The sequence below is a fragment of the Microbacterium sediminicola genome, from assembly GCF_039531125.1.
Lineage (GTDB): Bacteria > Actinomycetota > Actinomycetes > Actinomycetales > Microbacteriaceae > Microbacterium > Microbacterium sediminicola.
Genome location: NZ_BAAAPL010000002.1, coordinates 1022277 through 1046964, shown reverse-complemented (window position 1 = coordinate 1046964; position 24688 = coordinate 1022277). Strand labels below are relative to the sequence as shown.

At 68.1% G+C, this 24688-nt stretch carries 22 protein-coding genes; 14 read left to right on the top strand and 8 right to left on the bottom strand.

What is annotated here, in order from left to right; genetic code table 11:
- The first annotated feature begins 18 nt into the window (after nt 1–18).
- The 6 genes from ABD206_RS13550 (at nt 19) to ABD206_RS13525 (ending at nt 6325) form a co-directional block, all read left to right on the top strand.
- Entirely contained in the window at nt 19–1410 is a 1392-nt protein-coding gene (locus ABD206_RS13550; RefSeq protein WP_344073494.1) for an NtaA/DmoA family FMN-dependent monooxygenase, read from the top strand.
- 8 nt (nt 1411–1418) lie between these two features.
- Nucleotides 1419–2471, top strand: a complete 1053-nt coding sequence (gene mgrA / locus ABD206_RS13545) for an L-glyceraldehyde 3-phosphate reductase (protein ID WP_344073492.1) — start codon at nt 1419–1421, stop codon at nt 2469–2471.
- Nucleotides 2472–2583: 112 nt separating this feature from the next.
- On the top strand, nt 2584–3942 hold the full coding sequence (locus tag ABD206_RS13540; protein WP_344073490.1) for a coiled-coil domain-containing protein: 1359 nt from the start codon (nt 2584–2586) through the stop codon (nt 3940–3942).
- Nucleotides 3943–3981: 39 nt separating this feature from the next.
- Nucleotides 3982–4587, top strand: coding sequence for a hypothetical protein (locus tag ABD206_RS13535; RefSeq protein ID WP_344073488.1), 606 nt, complete (start codon nt 3982–3984; stop codon nt 4585–4587).
- Nucleotides 4588–4673: 86 nt separating this feature from the next.
- Nucleotides 4674–4982 carry a helix-turn-helix transcriptional regulator gene (locus ABD206_RS13530; RefSeq protein WP_344073486.1) on the top strand — a complete coding sequence of 103 codons (309 nt, stop codon included), beginning with the start codon at nt 4674–4676 and terminating at the stop codon, nt 4980–4982.
- Entirely contained in the window at nt 4982–6325 is a 1344-nt protein-coding gene (locus tag ABD206_RS13525) for a type II toxin-antitoxin system HipA family toxin (RefSeq protein WP_344073484.1), read from the top strand. The genes ABD206_RS13530 and ABD206_RS13525 overlap by 1 nt, the downstream gene beginning before the upstream one ends.
- 9 nt (nt 6326–6334) lie before the next feature.
- Here ABD206_RS13525 and ABD206_RS13520 read toward each other — a convergent pair whose 3' ends face one another.
- Nucleotides 6335–7204, bottom strand: coding sequence for a universal stress protein (locus ABD206_RS13520; protein ID WP_344073482.1), 870 nt, complete (start codon nt 7202–7204; stop codon nt 6335–6337).
- Between the two features lie 73 nt (nt 7205–7277).
- Between ABD206_RS13520 and ABD206_RS13515 the strand changes: the two genes are divergently transcribed.
- Nucleotides 7278–7877, top strand: a complete 600-nt coding sequence (locus ABD206_RS13515; protein ID WP_344073480.1) for a hypothetical protein — start codon at nt 7278–7280, stop codon at nt 7875–7877.
- A 140-nt stretch (nt 7878–8017) separates the two neighbouring features.
- Here the strand turns inward: ABD206_RS13515 and ABD206_RS13510 are convergent, their stop codons facing one another.
- Nucleotides 8018–9292, bottom strand: coding sequence for a type II toxin-antitoxin system HipA family toxin (locus ABD206_RS13510; RefSeq protein ID WP_344073478.1), 1275 nt, complete (start codon nt 9290–9292; stop codon nt 8018–8020).
- Between the two features lie 112 nt (nt 9293–9404).
- Here ABD206_RS13510 and ABD206_RS13505 point away from each other — a divergent pair, with 112 nt between their 5' ends.
- Nucleotides 9405–11384: a DUF4012 domain-containing protein gene (locus ABD206_RS13505; protein WP_344073475.1), complete on the top strand. Its 1980-nt coding sequence runs from the start codon at nt 9405–9407 to the stop codon at nt 11382–11384.
- A 48-nt stretch (nt 11385–11432) separates the two neighbouring features.
- Nucleotides 11433–11567: a hypothetical protein gene (locus tag ABD206_RS13500; RefSeq protein ID WP_344073473.1), complete on the top strand. Its 135-nt coding sequence runs from the start codon at nt 11433–11435 to the stop codon at nt 11565–11567.
- 19 nt (nt 11568–11586) lie between these two features.
- Here ABD206_RS13500 and ABD206_RS13495 read toward each other — a convergent pair whose 3' ends face one another.
- Nucleotides 11587–12285 carry an endonuclease/exonuclease/phosphatase family protein gene (locus ABD206_RS13495; protein WP_344073470.1) on the bottom strand — a complete coding sequence of 233 codons (699 nt, stop codon included), beginning with the start codon at nt 12283–12285 and terminating at the stop codon, nt 11587–11589.
- A gap of 102 nt (nt 12286–12387) precedes the next feature.
- Between ABD206_RS13495 and ABD206_RS13490 the strand changes: the two genes are divergently transcribed.
- Nucleotides 12388–13410 carry a glycoside hydrolase family 6 protein gene (locus tag ABD206_RS13490; RefSeq protein ID WP_344073468.1) on the top strand — a complete coding sequence of 341 codons (1023 nt, stop codon included), beginning with the start codon at nt 12388–12390 and terminating at the stop codon, nt 13408–13410.
- Nucleotides 13411–13460: 50 nt separating this feature from the next.
- On the top strand, nt 13461–14570 hold the full coding sequence (locus tag ABD206_RS13485; RefSeq protein WP_344073466.1) for a response regulator transcription factor: 1110 nt from the start codon (nt 13461–13463) through the stop codon (nt 14568–14570).
- Between the two features lie 32 nt (nt 14571–14602).
- On the opposite strand, the gene ABD206_RS13480 is transcribed toward ABD206_RS13485, so the two are convergent.
- Both ABD206_RS13480 and ABD206_RS13475 read right to left on the bottom strand, forming a co-directional pair.
- Nucleotides 14603–16174: a glycosyltransferase family 2 protein gene (locus ABD206_RS13480; RefSeq protein WP_344073464.1), complete on the bottom strand. Its 1572-nt coding sequence runs from the start codon at nt 16172–16174 to the stop codon at nt 14603–14605.
- A gap of 124 nt (nt 16175–16298) precedes the next feature.
- Nucleotides 16299–17060, bottom strand: coding sequence for a fructose 1,6-bisphosphatase (locus ABD206_RS13475; protein ID WP_344073462.1), 762 nt, complete (start codon nt 17058–17060; stop codon nt 16299–16301).
- Between the two features lie 164 nt (nt 17061–17224).
- Between ABD206_RS13475 and ABD206_RS13470 the strand changes: the two genes are divergently transcribed.
- Complete coding sequence (locus ABD206_RS13470; RefSeq protein WP_344073460.1) at nt 17225–18886, top strand: sensor histidine kinase; 1662 nt, start codon at nt 17225–17227, stop codon at nt 18884–18886.
- The gene (locus tag ABD206_RS13465; RefSeq protein WP_344073458.1) at nt 18883–20094 is read left to right on the top strand and encodes a hypothetical protein; all 1212 of its coding nucleotides are present in this window, start codon (nt 18883–18885) and stop codon (nt 20092–20094) included. The genes ABD206_RS13470 and ABD206_RS13465 overlap by 4 nt, the downstream gene beginning before the upstream one ends.
- Before the next feature lie 23 nt (nt 20095–20117).
- Here the strand turns inward: ABD206_RS13465 and ABD206_RS13460 are convergent, their stop codons facing one another.
- Both ABD206_RS13460 and truA read right to left on the bottom strand, forming a co-directional pair.
- The gene (locus ABD206_RS13460; protein WP_344073456.1) at nt 20118–20723 is read right to left on the bottom strand and encodes a hypothetical protein; all 606 of its coding nucleotides are present in this window, start codon (nt 20721–20723) and stop codon (nt 20118–20120) included.
- Between the two features lie 4 nt (nt 20724–20727).
- The gene (gene truA, locus ABD206_RS13455) at nt 20728–21630 is read right to left on the bottom strand and encodes a tRNA pseudouridine(38-40) synthase TruA (RefSeq protein WP_344073454.1); all 903 of its coding nucleotides are present in this window, start codon (nt 21628–21630) and stop codon (nt 20728–20730) included.
- On the opposite strand from truA, the gene ABD206_RS13450 reads away from it, so the two are divergent.
- Nucleotides 21629–23590, top strand: coding sequence for an acyltransferase family protein (locus ABD206_RS13450; RefSeq protein WP_344073453.1), 1962 nt, complete (start codon nt 21629–21631; stop codon nt 23588–23590). The two genes, truA and ABD206_RS13450, sit on opposite strands and share 2 nt — an antisense overlap.
- A gap of 15 nt (nt 23591–23605) precedes the next feature.
- On the opposite strand, the gene ABD206_RS13445 is transcribed toward ABD206_RS13450, so the two are convergent.
- The gene (locus ABD206_RS13445; RefSeq protein ID WP_344073451.1) at nt 23606–24658 is read right to left on the bottom strand and encodes a GNAT family N-acetyltransferase; all 1053 of its coding nucleotides are present in this window, start codon (nt 24656–24658) and stop codon (nt 23606–23608) included.
- Between the last annotated feature and the right edge of the window lie 30 nt (nt 24659–24688).

The window sequence follows — 24688 nt, the reverse complement described above, 5'->3', positions numbered from 1 at the left end:
TCGCGAACGGAGACTTTCATGACCAGCCCAACCACCCCGACCAAGAACATCCTGCTCGGCGCCTTCGAGATCAACGGCGTCAACCTCACCAGCCAGGGCCTGTGGGCCCACCCCGACCAGCACACCTCCCGCTACACCGAGCTGTCGTACTGGCTCGAGGTTGCGAAGATCCTCGACGAGGGCGGGTTTGACTTCCTGTTCTTCGCCGACTCGTACGGATACCCCCACATGGACGGCGAGACCCCCGACGTCGCGTTCGAGCAGGGGGCCGAGATCCCCAAGAACGATCCGATGCTCGTCATCCCGGCCCTGGCCGCGGCGACGTCGCGGTTGAACTTTGCGGTGACGACATCCACGACGTACGAAGCGCCGTACGCGAACGCGCGACGGTTCGCGACGCTCGACCACCTGACCCAGGGGCGGATCGCGTGGAATGTCGTCACCACCACCGCGACGGTCGTGAAGGAGCTATTCGGGAGCGAGCGCCTCGTGCCACACGACGAGCGCTACGCGATCGCCGAGGAGTACCTGCAGCTGAGCTACCAGCTGCTGGAGGGCTCGTGGGAAGACGACGCGGTGCGCGCCGACAAGCAAGCGCGCGTCTACGCCGACGCGTGGAAGGTGCACAAGGTTCACCACCGCGGCACGTACTTCCAGATGGACGGCTACTTCAACTCCGAGCCGTCACCCCAGCGCACGCCCGTGATCTTCCAAGCCGGGGCTTCGAGCGCGGGCATGGAGTTCGCGGCGCGTAATGCCGAGGTCGTATTCCTGCAGGGACGGGACGCGGCGTCGGTCGCCGCTCAGGTGACGAAGCTGCGCGAGCTCGTGGCGGCCGCCGGCCGCGACCCGCAGTCGGTGAAGGCCGTGGTGGGACTGTCCGCGATCGTCGGCACGGACCGCGACGATGCACAGCGACGACTCGATGACTACATGTCGTACGTGAACGTCGACGCCGCCCGCGTGTACTTCGCGCAGATGACCGGCATCGACCTGGCCTCCCTTGATCCCGACCTCGACGTCTCGACTCTCAGCACCGAGCAGAGCCGCACCCAGCTTGCGCGGTTCAACGGCCGCACCGCAGCGGAGGCGTTCGACGAGTTCGCCAAGCGCGGGATGCGGGAATTCATCCTGCGCGGGTCGGGCGAGGACATCGCGCAGCAGATGATCGAGCTGGTCGAACAGACCGGGGTTGACGGATTCAACTACACGCCGTTCGTCAGTCCCGGGTCGTATCGTGACTTCGTCGACAAGGTTGTGCCCGCACTGCGCGCACGTGGGGCGGTAGCTCCCGCGGGTGCCGGTGCGGGCGAGACGTTCCGTGAGCGGCTGACCGGGTCGCCGCGGTTGGCATCCGATCACCCCGGCGCCCGACACAACCGCCGAAACTCTTCACAGCACCAGAACTGAGGCATCCGATGGCATACGTTCCCGACTTCCCCCAGCCCTATGTCGCCCCGAAGTCCCGCTACGACAACGCGCGATATCGGCGCACGGGACGGAGCGGCCTGAAGCTGCCTGAGATCTCGCTGGGGCTCTGGCAGAACTTCGGCGGCACGGGTGTGCTCGAGACGCAGCGCGCAATCGTGCGCCACGCGTTCGATCGGGGCGTCACGCACTTCGACCTCGCGAACAACTACGGCCCGCCCTACGGCAGCGCCGAGGAAGGGTTCGGGGAGATCTTGAAGAAGGACCTCGCCCGCCACCGCGATGAGATCGTCATCTCGACCAAGGCCGGCTACGACATGTGGGCGGGCCCGTACGGCGAGTGGGGGTCGCGCAAGCACATGCTCGCCTCGCTCGACCAGTCGCTGGAGCGCATGGGCGTCGACTATGTCGACATCTTCTACTCGCACCGCGCCGACCCCGAGACGCCCCTCGAAGAGACGATGGGGGCCCTGCACACCGCCGTCACCTCGGGCCGGGCACTGTATGCGGGCATCTCGTCGTACTCTCCCGAGCGCACTCGCCGGGCGGCGGCGATCCTCGCCGATCTCGGCACACCGCTGCTGATTCACCAGCCCTCGTACTCGATGGTCAACCGCTGGATCGAGACGGATCTGCTCGGCACGCTCGATGAGCTCGGTGTGGGGTGCATCGCGTTCTCGCCGCTCGCACAAGGGCTGCTGACGGACCGCTATCTGACGGAGGTACCCGAGGGGTCGCGCGCGTCGCGGCCAGGGTCGATGTCGTCGACGCCGCTCGATGACAGTGTGCGGGCGCGGCTCCGGGCACTCGACGAGATCGCCGCCGGTCGCGGGCAGAGCCTTGCGCAGCTCGCACTCTCGTGGGTGCTGCGGGACTCCCGCGTGACATCCGCACTGGTCGGAGCATCCAGCGTCGCGCAGCTGACGACGAACCTCGACGCACTACAGGCCGCGCCGCTGACCGAGGCGGAGCTGTCCGAGATCGACGAGCACGCGACCGAGATGGGAATCAACCTCTGGGCGGGGTCTTCGGCCGTGCAGTAGTGGTCGCGCACGACGAGTCGGCGCTCACGAAGCGCACTGAGGCAGACCCTCTGGGGAGTAGCTACGACTTTGCATACGAAGTCGTCAGCGCAGACCCGTAGAATTCGGCCTTGTGAGTGACAACCAGAACGCCGACCCGTTCGACGCCCTGATGCAGGGACAGACCGAGCAGCCCGCCGCGTCCGAACATGGGGCGCACCCGTTCACGGTCGGATTCCGCGGATACGACCGTGGTGAAGTCGACATGGCACTCGCGACCCTCAACGCCAACCTGCAGCGAGCGACGCTCGACCTGCAGGCGGTGAAGGCCGAGCAGGCCGCCGAACGGGAACGCATCCAGAGCGAGCACGAGAATGCCCTCGCGGCCGCACGCGCCGAGGCCGAGGATGCGGCATCCGCGGCCCGCGCCGACGGCGCGACCGAGCTCGAGCAGCTGCGGGCCGATCTCACCACGACTCAGGCGAAGCTCAGCGACGCCGAGGAGCGCATCACCGCGCTGTCGGGCGACATCCTCGAGGGCACCCCGGACGCCGACGGCGAAGGATCGACCCGCCAGCAGTTCGAGGCGGTGCTGCGCGTCGCCGAGGAGCAGGCGAGCCAGCTCATCCAGAACGCGGCGGTGCAAGCCGAGCGGCTGCTCGAGGCATCCCGCGACGAGATCGCCGCGGCGCGCACGCAACTCGACATGGACCGCGCCCGTATCATCTCCGAAGCCGAGAGCGACGCCGACCAGGCGCGGCTGCGGATCGAGACCGAGTACACCGCGCACGAGGCGCGCATTCAGCGCGAGTCGGCACACGCGACCGAGAAGGTCACCCAGGCCGAGCAGGAAGCGGCGACGATCCGCACCGAGGCCGAGAAGGGCGCCGCCGCCCTTCGCGCGATGGTCACACGCGAGACGACGCAGCAGCGCGCGGATGCCGAGCGCGACGTGCGCGAGATGAACGCGCGCGTGCTCGAGTTCGAAGAATCCCTGACCCGTCGCCAAGACGACGCGCAGCAGGAGTTCCTCGCCCTCCACAACCAGGCCGTCGCCCACGCGGAGCGCATCACGAACGACGCGAACGAACAGGTCGCGGCATCCCTCGAGCACGCCCAGCGCATCTCGGCCAAGGCGGAGGACTACGAGAAGCTCATCCGCGCCCAGGCAGGCCAGATCGACGCCGACGCGCAGCTGCGCGCCCGCGAGACCATGAGCCGCGCTCAGGCGAAGGCCCAGAAGATCGTCGAGTCGGTCACCGCCCACACCAACACCGTGCTGCGCGACGCCGAAGACCGCACCCGCCAGCTGCGCTGGCAGCAGCAGCAGCTCACGAGCTTCATGGCCGAGGTGCGCGAGCTCATCCGCCCCGACGGACCGATGTCGAGCGACGTTGCCGCGACGGCATCCGACCAGACCCCCTCCGACTCACCCGAAGAGTCGCTTCCCGAAAACACAGAGAGCACTACCGACATCTCGCCCACCGACTGAGCGCTCCACACGGTCAGTGGGCGAACAAGGAGGTTCGCCATGGACATCACCTCCCTCATCACGCTGGGGGTAGGCTTCGTCATCGTCGCCATTCTGGCGCTGGTCATCGGATGGGCGGTGTTCCAGGGACGCCAGAATGAGGAGCCGTCCGTACCGGAGCCGGCCACCTACTCACGCGCCGTCGGCCCTCCCGGCGACCTCGCATCGCACCAGCTCGCCACCGGCGCCGTGCCGACGCAGGGACCACGACTCGTGCGCACCCAGCCCCCGCCGCAGACGACCGTGTACCGGCTCGGACGGGTGCTGTGGGTGGACGAGAACCCCGATGCGCACGTGGCGGACCTGGTCGCCCTCCACAAGGTCGGCCTGACCGTCACGGTCGCCAACCATTACGACGCGGCGCTCGAGTACCTCGCCGCGGAGGCGTACGTACTGGTTGTCACCGCGTGGCGAGGCGGCCCCGAGGGAATGACCGCCGCAGAGTTCGTGCAGACCGTGCAGCAGCGCCACCGCGGCATCCCGACGATCGCCTACGACGACGACCGGGAGTACTCCCTGCAGGAGGCCGCAGCGCTCCCCCACGACGAGATCGTGACCGAAACGGTCGGACTGCGCACCGTCGTCACGCAGATGCTGGGACGCTAGCACCTCGGATCTCAAGTGTTGACTTAGCAACACTTATTGCCTCTTCTGAGTTTAAGTGTTGTAATTAAGTCATGTCTTCTGCGTCGATGAGCACGGAGGAATGGGAGGCCGAACTCGGTCGCCAGGTGCGTCGCGCCCGCCTGTCGGCCGACATCGACCAAAAGACGCTCGCACGCACGGCCAACGTCAGCCACAGCGCACTGCGCGCCCTCGAGGCGGGAACGGGATCCTCGCTGCGGACCCTCGTGCGTGTCATCCGCGCCCTCGACCGCACCGACTGGCTGGAATCCCTCGAACCGCCTGCACATTTGAGCCCTCTCGAGATCCTGCGCGCCAGCGAGGGGCACAGCGAACCACAGCGCGCGTCACGGCGACGCGCCGTCGAGGATTCCTGATGGCCTTCCGGCACGTGGGCGCCCTGCGAGTGTTCGCCTGGGGGCGGCCGATCGGCGCCCTGGCACCCTCCGGACGGCGGGGCACGTACGCGTTCGAGTACGAGCCTTCGTGGCTGCGCTCCGGCGTTTCTCTTGCTCCGGTGCTGATGCCGATGCCGAGCCCCACGGGTCCGCGCAGCTCACGGGTCTTCCACTTCCCCGGACTCTCACGAGAGAGCTTCCACGGGCTCCCCCCGATGATCGCCGATGCCGCACCCGATCGATTCGGCAATCAGCTCATCACCGCACGCCTCGCCCGCGAGGGGGTCAGCGCCGCCGATGTCACCGCGCTGGATCGGCTCGCGTACGTCGGTGAGCGCGCGATGGGCGCACTCAGCTTCGAGCCCGACACCGGCCCCACCGAGCAGCCCACGACCGTCGAGCTGCGCACACTCGTGGAGACCGCCCGCACTGCCGTACGCGGCGACCTCGACACCAGCGACACACGCACGAGCGCTCTCGATCAGCTCGTCGCCGTCGGGACATCTGCCGGCGGCGCCCGCGCCAAAGCCGTGCTCGCGTGGAATCGGGCCACCGGCGAAATGCGTGCGGGGAATCTGCCGACTCCACCCGGGTTCGAACAGTGGATCCTCAAGTTCGATGGGCTCGGCGAGGACCACCACCTCGGCAGCGGCCAGGAGTACGGCCGCACCGAGTACGCGTATTCCCTCATGGCGCGAGCTGCGGGCATCGAGATGAGCGAATGCCTGCTGCTGGAAGAGGGTGGCCGGGCACACTTCATGACCCGACGCTTCGACCGGGAAGCCTCGCCCGGTCGCACCGGCGCAGAGGTCCGGCTCCACATGCAGACGCTCGGTGCGGTCGCAGGGCTCGACTTCAACGCGCTCGAGACGAACGACTACGCGAGCCTGTTCACCACCCTGGGTGATCTCGAGATCGCGACCGCTCAGATGCGGGAACAGGCGTTCCGACGCGTGGTGTTCAACGTGCTCGCGTCGAACAACGACGACCACGTCAAGAATGTGTCGTTCCTGCGCGGGGAGTCATCACCGTGGCGGCTCTCCCCCGCGTACGACCTCACCTTCGCCTACCGGGCCGACAGCGTATGGACGCGACAGCATCTGATGGGCGTCGGCGGGGTGTTCGACGACATCACCGTCGATGATCTCGCGCACCTGGCAGACAGGTTCGCCGTCCCCGGCATCCGCGAGGTGATCGCCGACGTCGACCGTGTTGTTCGCGCGTGGCCGGACTTCGCTCGCGAGGCCGGACTGGGCACCGAACGCACACGGGAGATCGGCGAGCGGCTCGCGCTCGTACGCGAGAGCGCGGGCCTGAGCTGACGGTCGGCGCTACCTGACCGCAGCCGTGACCGTCGTGAGGTGGTCGAGCACCTGAGTGCTGACCGATCCCAGGAGGAACCGCGCGAGGCCGGTCCGGCCGTGCGAGCCGACCACCGTAAGGCGCGCCGTGGCGGCCACCTCGTTGATCACCGAAGCGGGGTCGCCCTCGTCGACGTGGATCCTGATCTCGAGGTCGGGGTAGTCACCGCGGATCTCGTCGACCATCGACTCGGCGAACGCCTCGGTCGTCGACTGCAGGTCGGTGAGGTAGATGTCGGGGTACGGATTCATGTCCCCCGTGTAGGTGACAGGCATCCAGGCCGACACCACCGTGAGCGACTCGCCCGCGCGGGCGGCTTCGGCCGCGGCGAATCGAAGCGCCAACTCGGAGACCTCCGACCCGTCGACGCCGACGACGATGCCCGTCCGCCCCGTGACATCCATGTCGGGGACGACGACGACCGGACAGTGGGCGCCGGCGACGATGCGGGTACCGTGCGGGCCACGGCGGCGGTCATGGGAACCGGTGTGATCACTGCCGATCACCAGCAGCGAGGCGTGGGCCGAGGCATCCACGAGCTCTTTGGTGGGGTTGCCGTGGGTGACGCGGGAGGTCACGCGCACCCCCACGTCGGCCAGGGCATCGGACCTGCCGGCGATGAAGGCGGCTTCTGCGTCGAGCGCGCGGCGCAGCACCTCGTCCTCCCCGACCGCGCCGACCGCACCGCCGACGACGGAGATCAGCTCGAGCGGCACGCCGGTGGACTGCGCCCGGGCGGCGGCCCACGCGATCGCGCGATGCGAGACCGGGCGGTTCGTCACTCCCACCACGATCGGGTCGGGGGTCGGCGTGCTCTCGGGGGTGGCGTTCTCAGACATCGAAAGCTCCTTCGCGGCGTTGTGCCTCCAGCGTATTGCGACGATCTGCGCCCGTCACGGCATACTGTGCAGCATGTCCAGCGATATGGCTTTCCTCGCCCTTGTGATCGGCCTTGTCGGTGTGATCGTGGCCACGGCACTGATCGGGCTGGTGGTCTGGGGCATCCGCACGGCGCGCCCCCGTATCGCACTCGGACGCGCCGCGACGGTGCGGCTCGTGGTCGGACTCGACGCGCGCGAGGAGGTCGCCATCCACCTGCAGGAGGCGAACGCCGCACGAGGGCTCGGGAAGGCGATCGTGCCGCAACTTCCCGCGATGCTGCGTCCGGGCCGCGTGCTGTGGGTCGACGATGATCCCGACACGACGATTTCAGAGACGATCGTGCTGAACACCCTCGGCATCGCGGTGACGAAGACCATCCACGCCGAGGCGGCGATGGCGTACCTGTCCGCGCAGGAGTACACCGCGGTTGTCTTCAGCACCTCCGCGGACAGCTCGGCCGCTGCGCTCGATGACTTCGCGGTGCATGTGCGGGACCGGCAATCGGGTGTGCTCGTGCTCGCATATGGGGATCCCGCTCAGGACTTCGATGCCGGGACAGCCCGCTATCGATTGGTGAGGGAGCCGGCCGGGCTGCTGAGCGCGATTGTCGCGCCGCTGACCGAGCGATAGGGCGCGCGGGGCGAGGTGCAACTCGGCTCGGGGACGCGCAACTCGGGTGAGGGATGTGCAACTCGGCGCTGGGACGTGCAACTCGGCGCTGGGATGTGCAACTCGGGTGAGGGATGTGCAACTCGGGTGAGGGTGAGGGGTCAGCCGAGGAGCGCGGCGAGGGCGGGGCGCTGCAGGGTTACTGCGGCGCCATACTCTTCTGCGTCGGGGCCCTCGAGGCCGACCTTTGCAGCCACGTCAGGCCAGGCATCCACGGCCTCGAGCACCTGGCGGAGGGCCAGGCGCCAGGACGACTTCTTGAGGCCGAACTCTGCGGCGAGCGCGACGAGCGCGGCGGGCGCACCCTCGGGATCGGTGACACCCATGATCGACGTGGAGCGCTGACGCTCGGGATGCGGGTCGGGCTCGACGTCGTACATCGGACACAGGTGCCATTCGCCGCCGCGCCGCAGGAACCCGCCGTTGCGGCTGTGGTCATCGACGCAGTGCACCGCGACGAGGAAAGCCACCCGACGCCACAGCTCACGCAAGTGGTCGCGGGCGTGTGAGCCGCCGTACTTTCGCACGACCTCCGCGACGTCGAGGTAGTCGTGTCCCTCGCCGATGATCGTGCGCAACGACACGAACGGCACGCGCAGCTCGTGCGCCCCCGCACCCTCGGTACGCCCGACACGGTCGAAGCGCTCTGCCAGCAGCACCGCGCGCTCACCGATCGTCGCGCGCCGCACACGCGCCGTGGGGATTCCCGCGCGCCGCGCCAGGGCGAGCGACACCATCTCCCACCGGATCGCATCGTGTTCGTCATCCGGAGCCGAGAACTTCGCGATCGTCGCGTGTCCTTTGCGTCGAACGAACGCCTTCGGACGAGCGCCGCCCCACAGCGCCGTGCCGGCGTCGAGCAGGTCTTCGATGGCGGCATCCGCGTCGATCACCCCGCGTTCGACGCGCTTGGCTGCCCTGCGTAGATCGCGCATGTCGAGGGAGATCGGCGCACTGACCACACCGGGCGCGGGCGAGACCGCAGCATAGCCGTCCCGATCACGGAAGCGGAGCGCGCCGTAGCGTGAGTCATCGGACACACCGAGCAGCGCGTCGACGGCGTTCATCTCCCAGGTGCCCTGTGCCCGCAGCTGGCGGCGGATGAGCTTCTGACACCAGGAGTCGGCGCTCGCATCGACGAAGGAGCCGGGCATCGAACCGACCGTGATCGGCGCATCGGTGAGGGGCAGCTCGGTCGACACGGCGAAGGCACCGGGGCGGTCGAGGTAGGACTCGTCGTAGTGGAAGGTCACGGCGACCGCACGCTCGGCGACGGTGACGACATCCATCCAGCCGACGGTGTGCGCCTCGGGGTCATCCGGGGTCGCCGCAAGATCGACCCAGACACGCTGGGTCAATGCGTTCGCCGTCACCATCGGAGATCCCCTCGATCCGCGACCACCATAGGGTGTGGTCGTTTCGCTCGCATGACGGAGAACCCTCAGCGACAGCATTTAGGCTCGTGTGCGGAGAAGGGCACCACAGCACATGCAGGACGAGCAGCACGACGCCGCGGGCGACGACGCCGTCGGCGAGGACGTCACGGACGGCTACGTCGTATCGCGCGCGTCACGACGACGCGCCAATGACGCGACGAGCGTGGCCGTCTCTGCTCCCGGCACTGACGAAACACCCTCTGACGACGACATCGCGAAGGAAGCCGGCCGGGCCGCACGAACTGCCCGCCGCGAGCGCAAGCGTCAGGATCGGCGCCGGGCGCGCGTGATCGGCATCGTCGTGGGATCGACGCTGGGCGCGTTCCTCCTGATCGGCGTCGCGGGGCTCGCGTGGATCGGTGTGCGCGGAGCGCAGGCGGCTGAGCATGTGACTGAGGCGAAGGCGACTGCGGCGACCATCACCGACGCGCTGAGCGACCCGACCGCGATGGCGACGATCACCCCCGACCTCATCGCCGACACCTCTGCCGCACGAGAGCTCACCTCCGACCCGATCTGGCGTGCCTACGAAGCCCTCCCCTGGCTCGGTCCGCAACTCGAGGCGACAGCCACCACGATCGCCGCCGTCGACGACGTCGTGCAGGATGCACTCGTCCCCCTCACCGACGCGGCCACCGGCTTCTCGCTCGACACCCTGCGGCCGAGCGGTGGCGCTTTCGACGTCGAGGCGATCGCCTCCCTCAAGGGGGTCGCGCAGATCGCGACCGACAGCCTGGCCGCCGCCCAGGCATCCGTCGAGGCGATCGACACCTCACAGCTGATCGGCGCGATCGCCGCACCGGTGAACGAGGTGAGCGACCTGCTCGCCACCGGCTACACCGCCGCCGACGCGCTGCTGCGCACATCCCAGCTCATGCCCGCCTTCCTCGGTGTCGACGGCCCGCGGGACTACCTGGTGATGTTCCAGAACAACGCCGAGTGGCGATCGCTGGGCGGCATCATCGGCGCGATGGCGATGATCCACACCGATGCCGGCACCATCGACCTCGTCGGCCAAGGCTCCTCGAGCGACTTCACGCGTTATCCCGAACCTGTCCTCCCGCTCTCAGACGAGATCCTCTCGATCTACGTCGACAAGCCGGGGCTCTACATCCAGAACGTCACGCAGATCCCCGATTACACGATCGACGGGCCTCTCGCGCAGGAGATGTGGCGACTCGAGACCGGGACGACCGTGGACGGCGTGCTGGCGCTCGACCCCGTGACGCTGTCGTACCTGCTCGAGGCGACCGGTCCGATCACCCTCCCCACCGGCGAGCAGCTCACGGCTGAGAACGCCGTGACGCTGCTGCTGAACGAGGTCTACGAGCGCTACCCCGAGCCCCGCGACCAGGACGCCTTCTTCGCGATCACCGCGGCCACCGTGTTCGATGCGATCGCCGATGGCGCAGCCGACCCCACGAAGCTCATCGACGCCCTCGCCCGGGCCGGCAGTGAGCGGCGCCTGTTCATCTGGAGTGCAAACCTGGACGAGCAGGCCGTGCTCGACGGCTCGACGATCCAGGGCGCACTCCCGGTCTCGGACGCGCGAACGACCCGATTCGGTGCCTACCTCAACGACGGCACCGGCTCGAAGATGGACTACTACGTCACCGCGGACGCCGCCGTCGGCTGGTGCCCCTTCGGCATCGACCAGGTGGCGACGATGACCGTGACCCTCACGAACACCGCACCCGACGACGCCGCGACGAGCCTGCCCGAGTACATCACCGGAGGCGGGAACCACGGAGTCCCCCCCGGTGTGGCACGGACGGTCGCATACCTCTACCTGCCGCCCGGGTCGGAGCTCGTATCGTCGACCACCAGCGGGGTCGGGACAGCGCCCGGTTTCGGGACGAACACACACGACGGGTACACGGTCCTCACCTGGGACACCGATCTGTCTCCCGGTGACTCCGCCACCGCGACGGTGCAGGTGCGCCTGACGCAGACTCCGCACCTCGAGATCGAGATGACCCCGACGATCGGGGGCTCCGGGGTGGTGACGGCCGCGGGCTGTCCTACGCCGTAACACGAACGTCACCGCGTGTCGGCCTCGGATTCGCTAGTGTCGGGGAACGTGACGAGCCCTGAGCCGAAGGACCCCAACACGAAGCGCAACTGGCTGCTCTATGTCGGTGTCGCTCTGCTGGCCGCCGGTGTCGGCGTGCTGGTGTACGCGGCCTTCGCGCACTACACGGCCGCGATCCTCTGACGCGCGGGTTTTCGCGCCCTCAGCCGGCGACCGCTACGGACGCCGCCGACACTTCCGGCTCTGCCGTGACCAAAATCGGCAGGTGATCGCTGAGGCCCTGCGGGAGCGTGCGCACCCGGTCGATCGTGAAGCCCACCGAGGTCGCGAAATCGTAGTGTCCGCGGAAGAACTTGTAGCGCGTGTACGTGCGCGAATCGCTCAGGTTCAGCTCGTACCCCTGGGCACGGACGTGCTGGCCCAGACGCTCCTTGAAGACGGGGTAGTTGTAGTCGCCGACCATGAGTTTGGGAAGGCCCTCACCCACGGCATCCAGCTCAGCCAACGCCGTGCGGATCTGGTGGCGGCGGAGCGAGTTCAGCGCGGTGAGGGGTGCCGCGTGGAACGAGGCGACCACGATGTCGCGGCCGGAGTCGATGTCGTGCAGGCGCACACCGAGCAGTCGTTCTTCGGCGGGCTTGAGCACGATGTCGTGAAGCGACTTCTTGAGCGCGAGCGCGCGCACGTCGACCGCGCGGTAGGTGTTCTCGCGGTAGTAGAGCGCGAGGCCCAGGCGGTTGCGGTGGGTCGCATCGGCGAGGACGAGTCCCCCGATGCGCTCCGGGATCGCAGCCGTGTCCGCCTCTTGCAGGCAGAGCACGTCGACCCCGTGACGCGCGACCAGATCAGTGAGCTCGGTCGCGGCGCGGTGCTTGCGCAGGTTGTACGAGATGACCTTCATTCCACTTCCCACGTTAGTCGCCGAGCCTCACCTCGAACCTATCCCTCTGCCGTGAATTCCACCGCCACCGGGGTCGGGTCGGCGTCGCGATAGAGTCGGGACGTGCATTCCCGACCTCCCCGCCCCGAGCGGGCCATTCCTCGCTGGGGCGTGTTCACGATGGTCGGGGTCGGCGCGTTCTTCGTCGTGACGGTCGTGGTGGCCGCGAGCGCCTTCGTCGTGGATTGGACCCACCAGGTGACCGCGACGGCTCCCGCCGTCGGGACCGTGATCGTCGCGCCCGAGGAGTCCAAGGCGGCGCTGGCACTGCCCGGCCTCACCGAGGGCACGGATGACTACGCCGCGACCGCCTACCTCGCAGCGCAGCCCACGGCGTACTGGCTCACCCCCGAAATCGATCCCCTCGGAGAAGTCGGGGCACGCACCGAGAGTCTCATCGCCCAGGCGCGCGCGGAGGGGCTGTCCGTCGCGATGGTCGTCTACGGACTGCCCGAGCGAGACTGCGGCGCGGGCCTGTCTGCCGGAGGCCTCGACCCGGCCGGCTACAGCGAATGGACGCAGCAGATTGGCGATGCCCTCGCGGGTGCCCCCGACGTCATGAAGATCGTGATCGTGGAGCCCGACGCCCTCGCGCTCGGGCCGGAGTGCGGCAACACCGACGCGCGCATGATCGAACTGCGCATGGCGATCACCAACCTCGCGTCGACCAACACCTGGCTCTATGTCGACGGTGGGCACTCGGACTGGTTGGCGGCCTCGCAGATGGCCGAGCTCATCAACCAGCTGGGCATGAACGACATCATTCGCGGGTTCGCGACCAACGTCTCCAACTACAACCAGACCTACGACGAGTTCGAGTACGCCCACGCGCTGTCGGAGGCAACCGGCGGGCTTCACGCCGTCATCGACACCTCGCGCAACGGTGCCGGCTCCAACGGCGAGTGGTGCAACCCGCCGGGACGCCTCGTCGGCGATCCGGGCGGCACGTACGGCGATGACGTCGTCGACACCAACTTCTGGATCAAACCGCCCGGCGAGAGCGACGGCACCTGCAACGGCGGACCTACCGCCGGGGCCTGGTGGCCGGAGGCAGCCGTGGAACTGACCCGCACCGTGCTGCCGTAGGCAGCTGTGTACGATCAAAGGACGTTCGCACCAGAGGAAGGGGGCCAGCGATGAGCGACGCGGGCATCACCAAGACCGCCGTCATCGTCGAAGACGACCCCCAGATCCGCCACATCCTGTCGGAGACGTTGGAAGCGGCGGGGTTCTCCACCGTGTCGGTCGGCAACGGCATCGACGGTGTGCGTGCCGTCCTCTCGTACCAGCCGCTGATCACGACGCTCGATGTGAACATGCCCGGCATCGACGGCTTCGAGGCCGCGCGCCGCATCCGTGCGCAGAGCGACACCTACATCATCATGCTCACCGGGCTCGAAGACGAAGCCGACGTCGTGCTGGGCCTGGGCGCCGGGGCGGATGAATACATCGTGAAGCCCTTCCGCCCCCGCGAGTTGCGCGCCCGTATCGAGGCGCTGCTGCGGCGCCCGCGGGCGACTCCCCCGGCGGCCGAAGCTCCCGCCCAGGCGCCCTCCGGTCCGTCTTTTCCCGGCGCGCGTCCGGTCGCCCCCGCACAGCCGGAGCCCGCGGCATCCCAGCCTTTCGCCGTCATCGACGGCGCAGGCGCGGCAGTCGGTCCTGCTCCGGCGCAGCCCGTCGCTCCCCCGCAGCCACCCACCCCGGCTCCGACTCAGCCGCCGGCTGCGGCGCCGGGTCAGCCGCCTGCGGCCGAGCCCCCGGTCTACGTCCCGCCACAGGCCTACACGCCGCCGCCGCAGGGTTCCGCACCCGCATACCGCGCCGATCCGCCTGGAGCCGGCGAACCGGCCCCCGGTTCTGCGGTCGCCATGCGTTCTCCGCAGAACCAGGGAGCCTCGTTCGGACGGGCGACTCTCGTCCACCGAGACCTGCGCCTGGATCCCGAGAGTCACCTCGTGGCCGTCGGGAGTCGGGATGTGGAGCTGACGCGCACCGAGTTCGAGCTGCTCGCGACCCTGATGGAGTCGAAGCGTCGCGTGCGCAGCAAGGCCGACTTGACGCTCGTGCTACGCGGCGAGTCGTACGTCACGTCCTACTTCGTCGGCGATGCGGACAAGCGTGCGATCGAAGCGCACATGACGAACCTTCGCCGCAAGATCGGCGACGACCCGAACAACCCGCGCTACATCGAGACGGTGCGCGGCGTCGGATACCGCATGACGTCCGAAGTCGCGCCGCAGGCGTGACGCGCGCCGGGTACGGTGCGCGCTCCGCTACATCAGACTTTGTAGCCGTACTGGCGGCGGAACAGCTTGAACGCCATCAGCACCGTCTGAACCACCGTCACCACGCCGACGATCGGCCAGCCGACCCACAGGATCGACGACTGCACCACCGGGTCGAGCAGGTTCCAGATGAACGCCATTCCGATCGCGACGATGATGAGCAGAATCATCGGCACCCAGTGACCGATCGAGAATCCGCCACCACGTTCGGCCTTGGCTTGCGCCGCCCAGTTGTCGACCTTCTTGCGTGACAGAAACGACGACCACGACCGGAGGAAGTGGCCGATGCGGATCCACATGAAGATCTCGGCCGGGAAGATCAGCGTCGCGAACATGATGTCCCGCGCATCCACCTCTTTCATCGTCAACGCCACGCGCAGGTTCAGCAGCGTCGCGACCAGGGGCGGGATCAGCCACCAGAACGAGAACACGAACGCGTTGATCGACAGCGACGCGACCAGCAGAGTCAAGAACGCGACGCGAACGAAGAGGTTCGTCAGCATTCCGAAGTTCTCGAACCAGCGCAGGCGCAGGTTCGGGTGGAACGGCTGACCCTTCGTGTCACCGCGCTGACCGGGCCACATCAGCTCGATCGCGCCGTAGGTCCACTTCACCTGCTGGGCGTCGTAGCTCTTGAGCGTGGTCATGCCGCCGACGTTCGCGCGGGCGTACGGGCTGATCTTCGTGAGGTAGCCGGCGCTCTTGATCTGCAGAGAGAGAAGGGAGTCCTCGACCTCGCTGTCCTTCACCCACGGCGTGACCTGGTGGTTCGCCCGCATCGCGTCGCGCAGGGCCGCGGTGGAGAAGATCGAGAACTGGCCGCCGAGCACCGCCATGTTGCGGCCGCGCAGCAGGTTCTGCAGGTTGAACGCCGCGAACTGCGTGCGCTGACCGGCGACGAGGAACTTGCCGACGAGACCCTTGATGGGCTTGTCATCGATCGTGAAGATCGCCGAGATGCCGCCGATACGGGAATCCCCGACGGCTTCCGCCTCGAGGTACTCGACGGCGCGCGAGTCGGCCATCGTGTCTCCGTCGACGCCGAGCAGGTAGTCGTAGCCCTCCACTAGCGCGTAGCCGTAGTTGAGCGCGCCGACCTTCTTGTCGGGGTTCTTCCCGATGTCGTGGATGAAGACCTCGGTGAACTGCTCGCCCAGGTCGGTGACGATCTGGTGGGGCCCCGCATACTGCGAGGCGATGTCGACGGTCGCGTCGGTGGTGTTGTTGACGATGACGTGGATCACATCGGGAACCCGGGTCTGGTGGAGCAGAGACTCCAGAACCCCGGCGATCGTTTCCGCCTCGTTGTAGCACGGGATGATGCAGCCGATCGTCGAGCGGTGCACCGAGATGTTCTCCAGCACGGACTCGAACTCTGACGAGTGGCGCACCACCTCGGTGCCGGGTTGACCGGCGGACGCGTAGCCGTAGGAGTTGTCGCTGTACCCGTAATCGTCAGAACGGTAGTCCTGCCCGCCCGGTTGCATCTCTTCGGGGTACCACGAGGGCACGCCGCCCTGTTGTGACGCGGCGGGTGTGCCGTAGGGGTTCTCCCAGTGGGTCATCGTGGTGCTCCTCTCAACTCCGTGGTTCGTCATGTGGACCATCACACACGATGGGCCTCAACGAACCGGGCGAAAGTCCCCCACTTTCAACCAAAGGTTCCCTCAAGAACGTACCGGCCCCAGGTTACGGGGAGGTTGTGGCCGTTGAGGAGATGTTGAGGTTTCCTTGTGAGTTGTAGATCGCGATCGGCAGGTACTCGTACACGGTCTGCTGGGCGAAGCTCGTGTCGTCGTTCGCCGTTCCCTCGACATAGACGGTGAACGCGAACTGCAGCGTCAGCCCGTAGGTGTCTGCGGGGAGCGCAAAAATCGACATCTCCGGCACGTACAGACCGCCCTGGTAGCTGTTGAGCAGCAGGCCACGGTCTGAGCGCAGCGTGTCCGTGGGAACGAGGGTGCGCGGGTCCGCCGAGAACTGGAAGGGCTGTGACACCATGCCCGAGGTCTGGGCGGTCTGCGAGGTGATCGCCACCGAAGAGATGTAGACCCGACGCTTCTCGGTCAGCACCGCCTTCTCGTCCACGCGCAGGTCGTAGACGTTGATCGCGAACCCGAACACCTTCTCGTTGTCCGGCGTCCATTCACGCGTACGCTTGGGGTCGGCCGCCCAGACGTCGAGGCGCACCTCGAGATCTGTGGCGACATCCGAAACCAGAGTCACAGAGCCGTCATACGAGAACAGCGAATCGAAATCCATCACCGCGTCGGTCGACGCCGGCTGCGGATCGGTCGTTGCCGTCGCCGATGCAGCGGTCGTGCCGGGGATGGTGTTGAATGCATCGATGATCTGCTGACAACCCGTGAGCGTCGAGGCGCCGAGCGCGATAATGGCACCACCCACCGCGATACGGCGGAGCGCGGGACGCGCGGGAAGACGAAGAGACATGGGGACGGACTCCTTAGGGCGGCATGTGCGCGCCGAGGGCCGACCACAAGTTGCTGCGATGATCGGTGGGCTTCGGCCGGGGACAACGAAGCTCAGCGCGCTCGAAGTCTACGATACGAAGTACATGAATCTGCCGAATGGTGACCGAGGGGAAGCCGAGAAACGTGACCAACCCTGACTCGAGCCTGCGCAGTGTCGCGGAGGCCGGCACCCGGGTGCGGTCCATTTGGCTGACGCAACTGTCGCTGGGTTTGGCGGTCATCGTCGTGTCGATCACGGCGTTCGCCTACCTTCCCGAGGTGTTCACCTCGGGTCTCATGATCGCCGGCGTCTTTGCGATCGTCGCGATCACCGCGGCCACCCTCTTCATCCCGTGGGGGCTCCTGCCGCGATGGGCGCCGGTCATCGTGCCTTTCGCCGACATCGCGGCGATCGGGCTGATGTCGGCGTCCACATCCCTCTCTCTCGGGTTTTTCTGGGTGTTCCCGATCATGTGGATCGGGCTGCACTTCTCGGCCTGGGCGCTGGCACTGGCTGTCGCCGCGATGGGAACCTCCCTGGTCCTCGAATCCTCGCTCTCGGCCACGGCCACCTCGGCCCCCACGGCTGTCGAGCTGTTCGCCGGGCTCCTGGGCATGACCTTCCTCGGAGTCGTCGCGCACCTCACCATGCGACAGACCCGCGCATTTCGCCGCCTGCTGCTCGGTCAGACGCGACGCCTCGAGACCACTCTCGAGCGTGTCCAGAACGCCGAACGCCGCACCGCCGAGCTGCTGGATGCGGTCGACGTCGGCGTCCTCCGCTTCTCGCAGGACGGTGCGCTGCTCACGATCAACAGCACCTACGCACACCTCTATGGCATCGATCCGCAGGACTCGTCCTACGCCCCGAGTGCCATCGAGTTCTCTTCCCTGCGCGGAGAGCCGATCCCCGCCGATCAGCGCTCCTTTGCGCGGGCGCGGCGCGGTGAGATCTTCGACGACGAGCGGGTGTGGCTGCTGGATGTGCAGGAGACCTGGCACGCGCTGTCGGTGTCGACGATCCGCCTGTCCTCACTCAACGCCGACTACGCGTCGACCGTCCTCGTCGTCCACGACATCACCGCGACGACAGAAGCCGAGCGCGAGCGGGAGCGGATCGCCGCCGTGGCCTCCCACGAGCTGCGACACCCGTTGACGATCATCCTCGGGCATACCGATCTCGCGCTCGAAGAGATCGACGACCTCGGCGAGGGGGACACGCTCGATCCCGCGCAGGTGCGGGAGCACCTCGAGGTCATCCAGGGAGCCGGCGAGCGGATGATCGACATCACCTCGGGGATGCTCAAGGACTCGAAGCAGGGGTTCACACCGACGCAGGACCGACGCATCTTCGACATCGTTCCTGTGCTCAACGCCGTCCTCGACGCGTTCACTCCCATCGCCGGCGATCACGGTGTGGCGCTGCGCGCCGACCTTCCGGCGACGCTGCCGGTCACCGGAGACGTTTTCCGGATCCGCCAGGTGCTCGACAACCTGGTGAGCAACGCGATCAAGTACACGCCCGGCGGCGGGATCGTGCGGGTGAGCGCGAGGCTCGAGATCGATGAGATCGTCATCTCCATCGCCGACACCGGCATCGGTATCGGTTCGGAAGATCTGGGTCACGTGTTCGACCCCCTGTTCCGCAGCGCCCGCGCCCAGCAGCAGGCCTCGGGCACAGGACTCGGGCTCGGTATCACCCGCGACATCGTCACCGCGCACGGCGGCACCCTGAACCTCACGAGCGAGATCGGACACGGGACGACGGTGACAGTGACGCTCCCCCGCGCGGAGGCTCTCGAATGAACGTGCCGATGTCGGCGGACGTGCTTGCGACCCTTGCCCGCCTGAATGACAGCCCCGCCAGCGACATCCTGACCGGCGGCGACAGCCTCACCGCGGGGATCGAGCTGGGTCTGCCCCATGCCGCGATCGCGTCACTCGGCACGATTCTCATCATCGGGCTCGGCTTCATCGCGCGTCCGCGACCGTCGACGCTGTACTGGTCCCTGGCCTTTCTCGGCACGATGCTCGCCTCGTTCGCCTACATCGCCGCCGTCGTCAGCGAGATGGAGTGGCTGCGCCTGACCTCGCTCGGCATCATGTTCGGTGCGCCCGTGCTCATCTGGTCCGGCATCCGGGCGTTGCGTGGCGTCCCCGCGCTCGCGTGGATCGCCGCGATCATCTCCGTCGGCGCGGCAGGAGTGCTGCTGCTGACCCACGAGACGGCGTTCTACGCGTTCACCTACCGTGTCGCCTACTTGGCGGGATCCGTGTTCGGCGCCCTCTTCATCTGGGAGTGGTACCGCAGCACCGTGCGCGGGGAGCGGATCCTGCTGCCGGCGGTCGTCGTGTCCGGCCTGTTCGCCGCGTCCGGCGTGTTGGCGTTCATCGCCGGCATCGCGGCTCCGGGCGCGTCGCTGCAGCTGCTGGAGACCGTCCGCGTGTTCTCGTCGGTCGGCATGCTCATCTACATGACCAGCCTGCTGGTCTCGCTCGTTCCGTTCGTGACACCCTCGGCGCACACGACCCGCAGCGGCCGCGCGACAGATCGGTGGGAGGTCTTCGCGACCGTCGTGCGTTCGCGCCTGGAGCGGGCACGAACGCACGATGAGACGAGCTGGGCACTCCTTCAGGTCACACTCGACGACGCGGAAGACCTCCTGCGGGCGGGCGGGCAATCCGTGCTCACCCGTCTGGTCGCCAACATCGAGCGGCGGGTGCGTGAGATCTTCCCCGCGGGAGCGGATATCGCCACCTCCCCCGACGGCGCGATCATCGCGCTCGTGAACCGTCCGGAGGGCGTCGTCCGCGATCTCGTCCGTCAGTCCCTGCGCCGCATCGCCCGCCACGACCCCACGTCGCCGATCTCGATCACGCCCTCGGCGAGCATCGGCTGGACGACCACGGCGGTATCAGGATTCGACTTCGACATCCTGATGCAGGTGACCGCGGATGCCGCGAAGGTCGCGCGCGACAAGGGCGGGGACCGCTGGGAGCGCGTCGGGTCCTGAGCGACTCACGCCGCGACGCCCGCCTACTGTTGCGCGATCGCGACGACGAGGGTGTCGGAGGCGGTCTGCTTGGCGTACTCGTTCGAGGTCGGCGTCGTCTGCACGAGGAAGTCGTACGTGAACTGCAGACGCACAGAGGTGGCGGTGGAGGGCACCGGACCGACATTGAAGGTCTGCGAGTAGCTGTAGGGCGAGAGCACCAAATACCCCGGAGCGACGCTCGAGGCATCCACCTGCGGGTCCAGCGCCGTCAGCTCACCGTCGGCGTTCTGCGGGATCGCGGTCATCGTCGCGCGCTGCAGGTAGACCTTCTGGCCGTCGTCGGGGGTGACGGTCGTGATGAGCGAGAGGCTCACGGGCTTGATCGCGGTCGCCGACCACTTGTCCATCGAGAGGGTCGACCAGTAGTCGACCGTCGCCGCCACGGCGCCCGCTTGCAGGTCGCGCTGAGTGGATCCGCTGGACAGATCGTTCTCGACGGGAGGAGCGATTGTCTGCTGGGTGAACGTCGGCGAGGGAGTCGTCGTCTCGTATCCCCAGTTGTTCCAGGGTGCGGGCCCGCACGCGGTGAGCGAGAGGGTCGCGGCAAGAGCTCCACCAACGATGGCGGTGCGGCGAACGGCCTTCATGCCCTCAGTCTAAGTCGAGCGCGGAAGTGATCGCGCCCAGCGCGCGGCGGGCGCGCGTCTGCTCCGCGCGCTCAGCCAGCAACTCATCCTCGGGATAGCCGACCTCGGTGAGCGTGAGCCCGCGTGCCGCGAGCACCTTCACCTGGGGCACGCGTTCGAGCTCGTTCCGGATGCGCACCACATCGTCGATTCCCACGCGCCCCTGCCCGACAGCCACGCATGCCCCCACCAGCGCCCGCACCATGCTGTGGCAGAAGGCATCCGCCTTCACGTTGGCGACGAGGACACCGTCGCGGTCGCGGCGCCAGTCGAACTCCAGCAGGGTCCGGATCGTGGTGGCCTCGTCGCGGGGCTTGCAGTACGCGGCGAAGTCATGGAGGCCGCGCAGGCTCTGCGCCGCGGCATCCATCGCGGCCAGGTCCAGCACACCGCGGACGTTCGTGGTGCGGTGTCGCTCGAGCGGATCGTAGGCGACCGCGTCGTCGGCGACGCGGTACTCGTAGCGGCGCCAGACGGCCGAAAAGCGCGCATCGAACCCGTCGGCGGCGACGCCCGTCGCAGTGACACCGACATCCGCGTACGAGCCGAAGACGCCGTTCAGACGCCGCGCCAGCTGCATGACCTGGTCCACGCCCGCACCACGCCGCGCGAGAAGGCGATGCTGCTGCTCGTCGTCGAGATCGAGATGAGCCACCTGACCGGTCGCGTGCACCCCGGCGTCCGTGCGTCCGGCGACCACCAGACGAGGGTCGCCGCCGAGTACCCGTGCCAGCGCGTGCTCGATCGTGCCCTGCACCGTGCGGTGATGGGGCTGACGCGCCCACCCACGGAACTGTGCGCCGTCGTAGGCGATGTCGAGCCGGATCCGCACAGATCCCAGCGTACGCGCGTAGGCTGTGCCCGCCATGCCACCCACCTCTGCTGCCGCGTCCTCCCGCCTCGCGGGCCTGGACGGACTTCGCGCGGTCGCGGTGATCCTGGTCATCAGCTACCACCTCTTCCCCACCTGGTGGCTCGACGGTGGCTTCATCGGCGTGGACGTCTTCTTCGTCATCTCGGGCTTTCTCATCACGACGCTGCTGTTGCGTGAGCGGGCGCGCACCGGTCGCATCCGACTGTCGATGTTCTGGCGCCGGCGGGCACGACGCCTGCTGCCGGCGCTGGTCGCCCTGCTGATCATCTGCTCGAGCGCCGCATGGATCATCGGTGGAGATGTGCTGGTGCGCCTGGGCGCGCAGCTGATCGGCGCGCTGACCTTCAGCTACAACTGGATCGCGATCGTCATCGGGCAGGGCTACTTCGGCGCATCCACCCCCGAGCTCTTCCAGAACCTGTGGTCGCTGGGCATCGAGGAGCAATTCTACGTCCTCTGGCCGCTGCTCCTGCCGCTCGTGCTGCGGCTTCGCCGACCGGGAGCGCGCGTCACGCTGGCAGGGATCGCCGCGGCCGCCTCGGCGACGTGGATGGGCGTCATCGTCCTCACCACCGGCGATGCCAGTCGCGCCTACTTCGGCACGGACTCGCACGCGTTCGGGCTTCTGGCGGGGGTGGCCCTGGCCTTCGGCATGCACCGGGCGCTGACGAAGCCCCCGGTATGGATGCAGCACCTCGCGGTGCGGATCGCGGTGACGGTGGCCGGCGTCGCGGCGCTCGCCGGGATCGTGGTCCTCGCTCTCATCCATCCGACCGATACGGTGATGACCTTCCCGCTGACCCTCGTGGCCGCGGTGGTGGGCACCGTGGTCGTGATCGCGGCGAGTGTGTGGCCTCGCTCCCCGCTCGGGCCCTCACTCGACATCCTGCCGCTGCGCTGGGTCGGCGAGCGCTCGTACGGGCTGTACCTGTGGCATTGGCCGATCGTCGTTCTGCTCGTGGCCGCCGTCGAGGGCACCGCCCCGCAGGTCGGTGTCCCGGTGTGGATCGGCATCCTCGCCCTCGTCCTCACGGTGGTCATCTCGACGATCTCGTACCGATATCTGGAGTCCCCGATCCGCCGGCGCGGGTTCCGTGCGACGGCAACGGTCCTCGGCCACCTTCTCGTCACGAGCGCCCGGGATCGGTGGGCGACCGTCTCCGTCTTCCTCGTCGCGATCGCCCTCTCGGCGGTCACGGTCACCGCCGCACTGGAGGCGCCGACCGTCTCATCGGGAGAGGCCGTCGTCGCCGAAGGCCAAGCGGCGCTCGATGAGGCGGCTGCGGCGGCATCCACCGAGCCCACGCCCGACGCCGCCAGCACGCCGCACGCCACACCACCGCCGGGGTCGCTGGCCGACGGCGCGAAGCGGCGCCCCGCCCCCTCTCCCGCACCCGTTTCGGGGAGCGAGGTGACCGCGGTCGGAGACTCGGTCATGCTGGCCGCCGCCCCCGCGCTGCTGGATGCTCTTCCCGGCATCCGCATCGATGCCGCCGTCTCGCGCTCCTCGTGGTCGGGCCCGGGAATCGTGAACGGGTTCGCCGCATCGGGCGCGCTCGGCGAGTACCTGGTGATCGCCCTCGGGACGAACGGGTCGATCAGCTGGGACGCCTACGAGCAGATGGCGGCGATCGCCGGTCCCGACCGCAGGCTCGTGCTGGTGAACGCCTACGCCCCGCGCGACTGGATCCCGGGCGTCAATGCCGACATCGACGCGTTCGCCGCCTCGCACCCGGGAACCGTCGTCGCCGACTGGTCGGGCGCGATCGCCGAGCACCTGGACTACCTCGCGGGCGACCGCGTGCACCCGGGGCCGACGGGCGGCGCGCTCTACGCCTCGACCGTGAGCGCGGCACTCAACCGCATCGAGTACGCCCGGGCGATCGAGGCGTACCTCGACGAGGCGTACGCGTGGCGCCTCGCCCACCGCGACGACGCCCGCATCGCGCAGTAGCCCGAGCACACCGGGCTAGAACCTCGCCACCATCACGACCTCGCGGTCGGTGGGCTCGAAGCCGAGGTTGCCGTAGAGGCTGTTCGCACCCGTGGGGCTCTCGGTGTCGACATCCAGGTTCGCTTTTTCAAGGCCGGCATCGCGCGCGGCCCGCAGCATCGCGGCGATGACGGCCGGGGCGAGCTTGCGGCCGCGGTAGTCCCTGGCCACACCGATGAGCTCGATATAGGCGCTCGTGTAGCCCTGCAGCGCCCAGTCCTCCTCGTGCACCGAAGCGAGGGCGAACGCGACGATGCGATCACCATGGAGGACGACGCGGGACAGGTCACCGCGGAACGTCGGCCCACCGGTGAAGTGCTCCCACCGCTCGGGAGGAGTCTGCAGGCTCCCCCAGTGGTCGCGGAACGCATCGTTGCGCGCCAACCGCGCGGCCTCGAAGAGGTCGGACGTGAGCGGCACGATCGGCAGGTCGCATGCCACCTCGGGAATGGGCTGCGAAAGGTCACGCAACATCGTGGTGAACCAGCGCTCCTGCCGCAGACCGAAATCGGCGCCGAGGGCACGCGCACCGGCATCCGGCTCGTGCGCGTAGACGAAGATCGCGCCCGGAAGCGTTTTGCCGGTCTCGGCCAGCGCCACCTGCGCCGTCTCGTACTCCCAACGCATCATTTCACGTCCGATGCCGCGTCGTCGCCACGCGGGGTGGACGCGGCCGCCGAGGTAGGCATACACATGAGCATCCTGTGCGGGATGCAGCATGAGCCCCGCCATCGCGATGAGCTCACCACCGGCGGTGAACCCCAGCCGCGTGAAGCGCTGTGGGTTCATGTGGGAGATCTCGAACAGCTCCTCCATCTCGCTGCGGGGCGTCGCCCACGTGGGATGGTCTTGCGCGTCGGTGAGGGCGAGCATCTGCATCATCGTGTCGATATCCGACTCGACGGCCGGACGCCACTCGACGACATCCGGATGCTGCGGTTCGGCCACCTCGGCGGGTGCACCCACTCGCTCAGCGAGGGGCGTGGTCGGCGCCTTCTCGGCGTTCTCGGGGATGTCGGCGATACTCACCACCTCAGCCTACGATCTGTGATTCTCTCC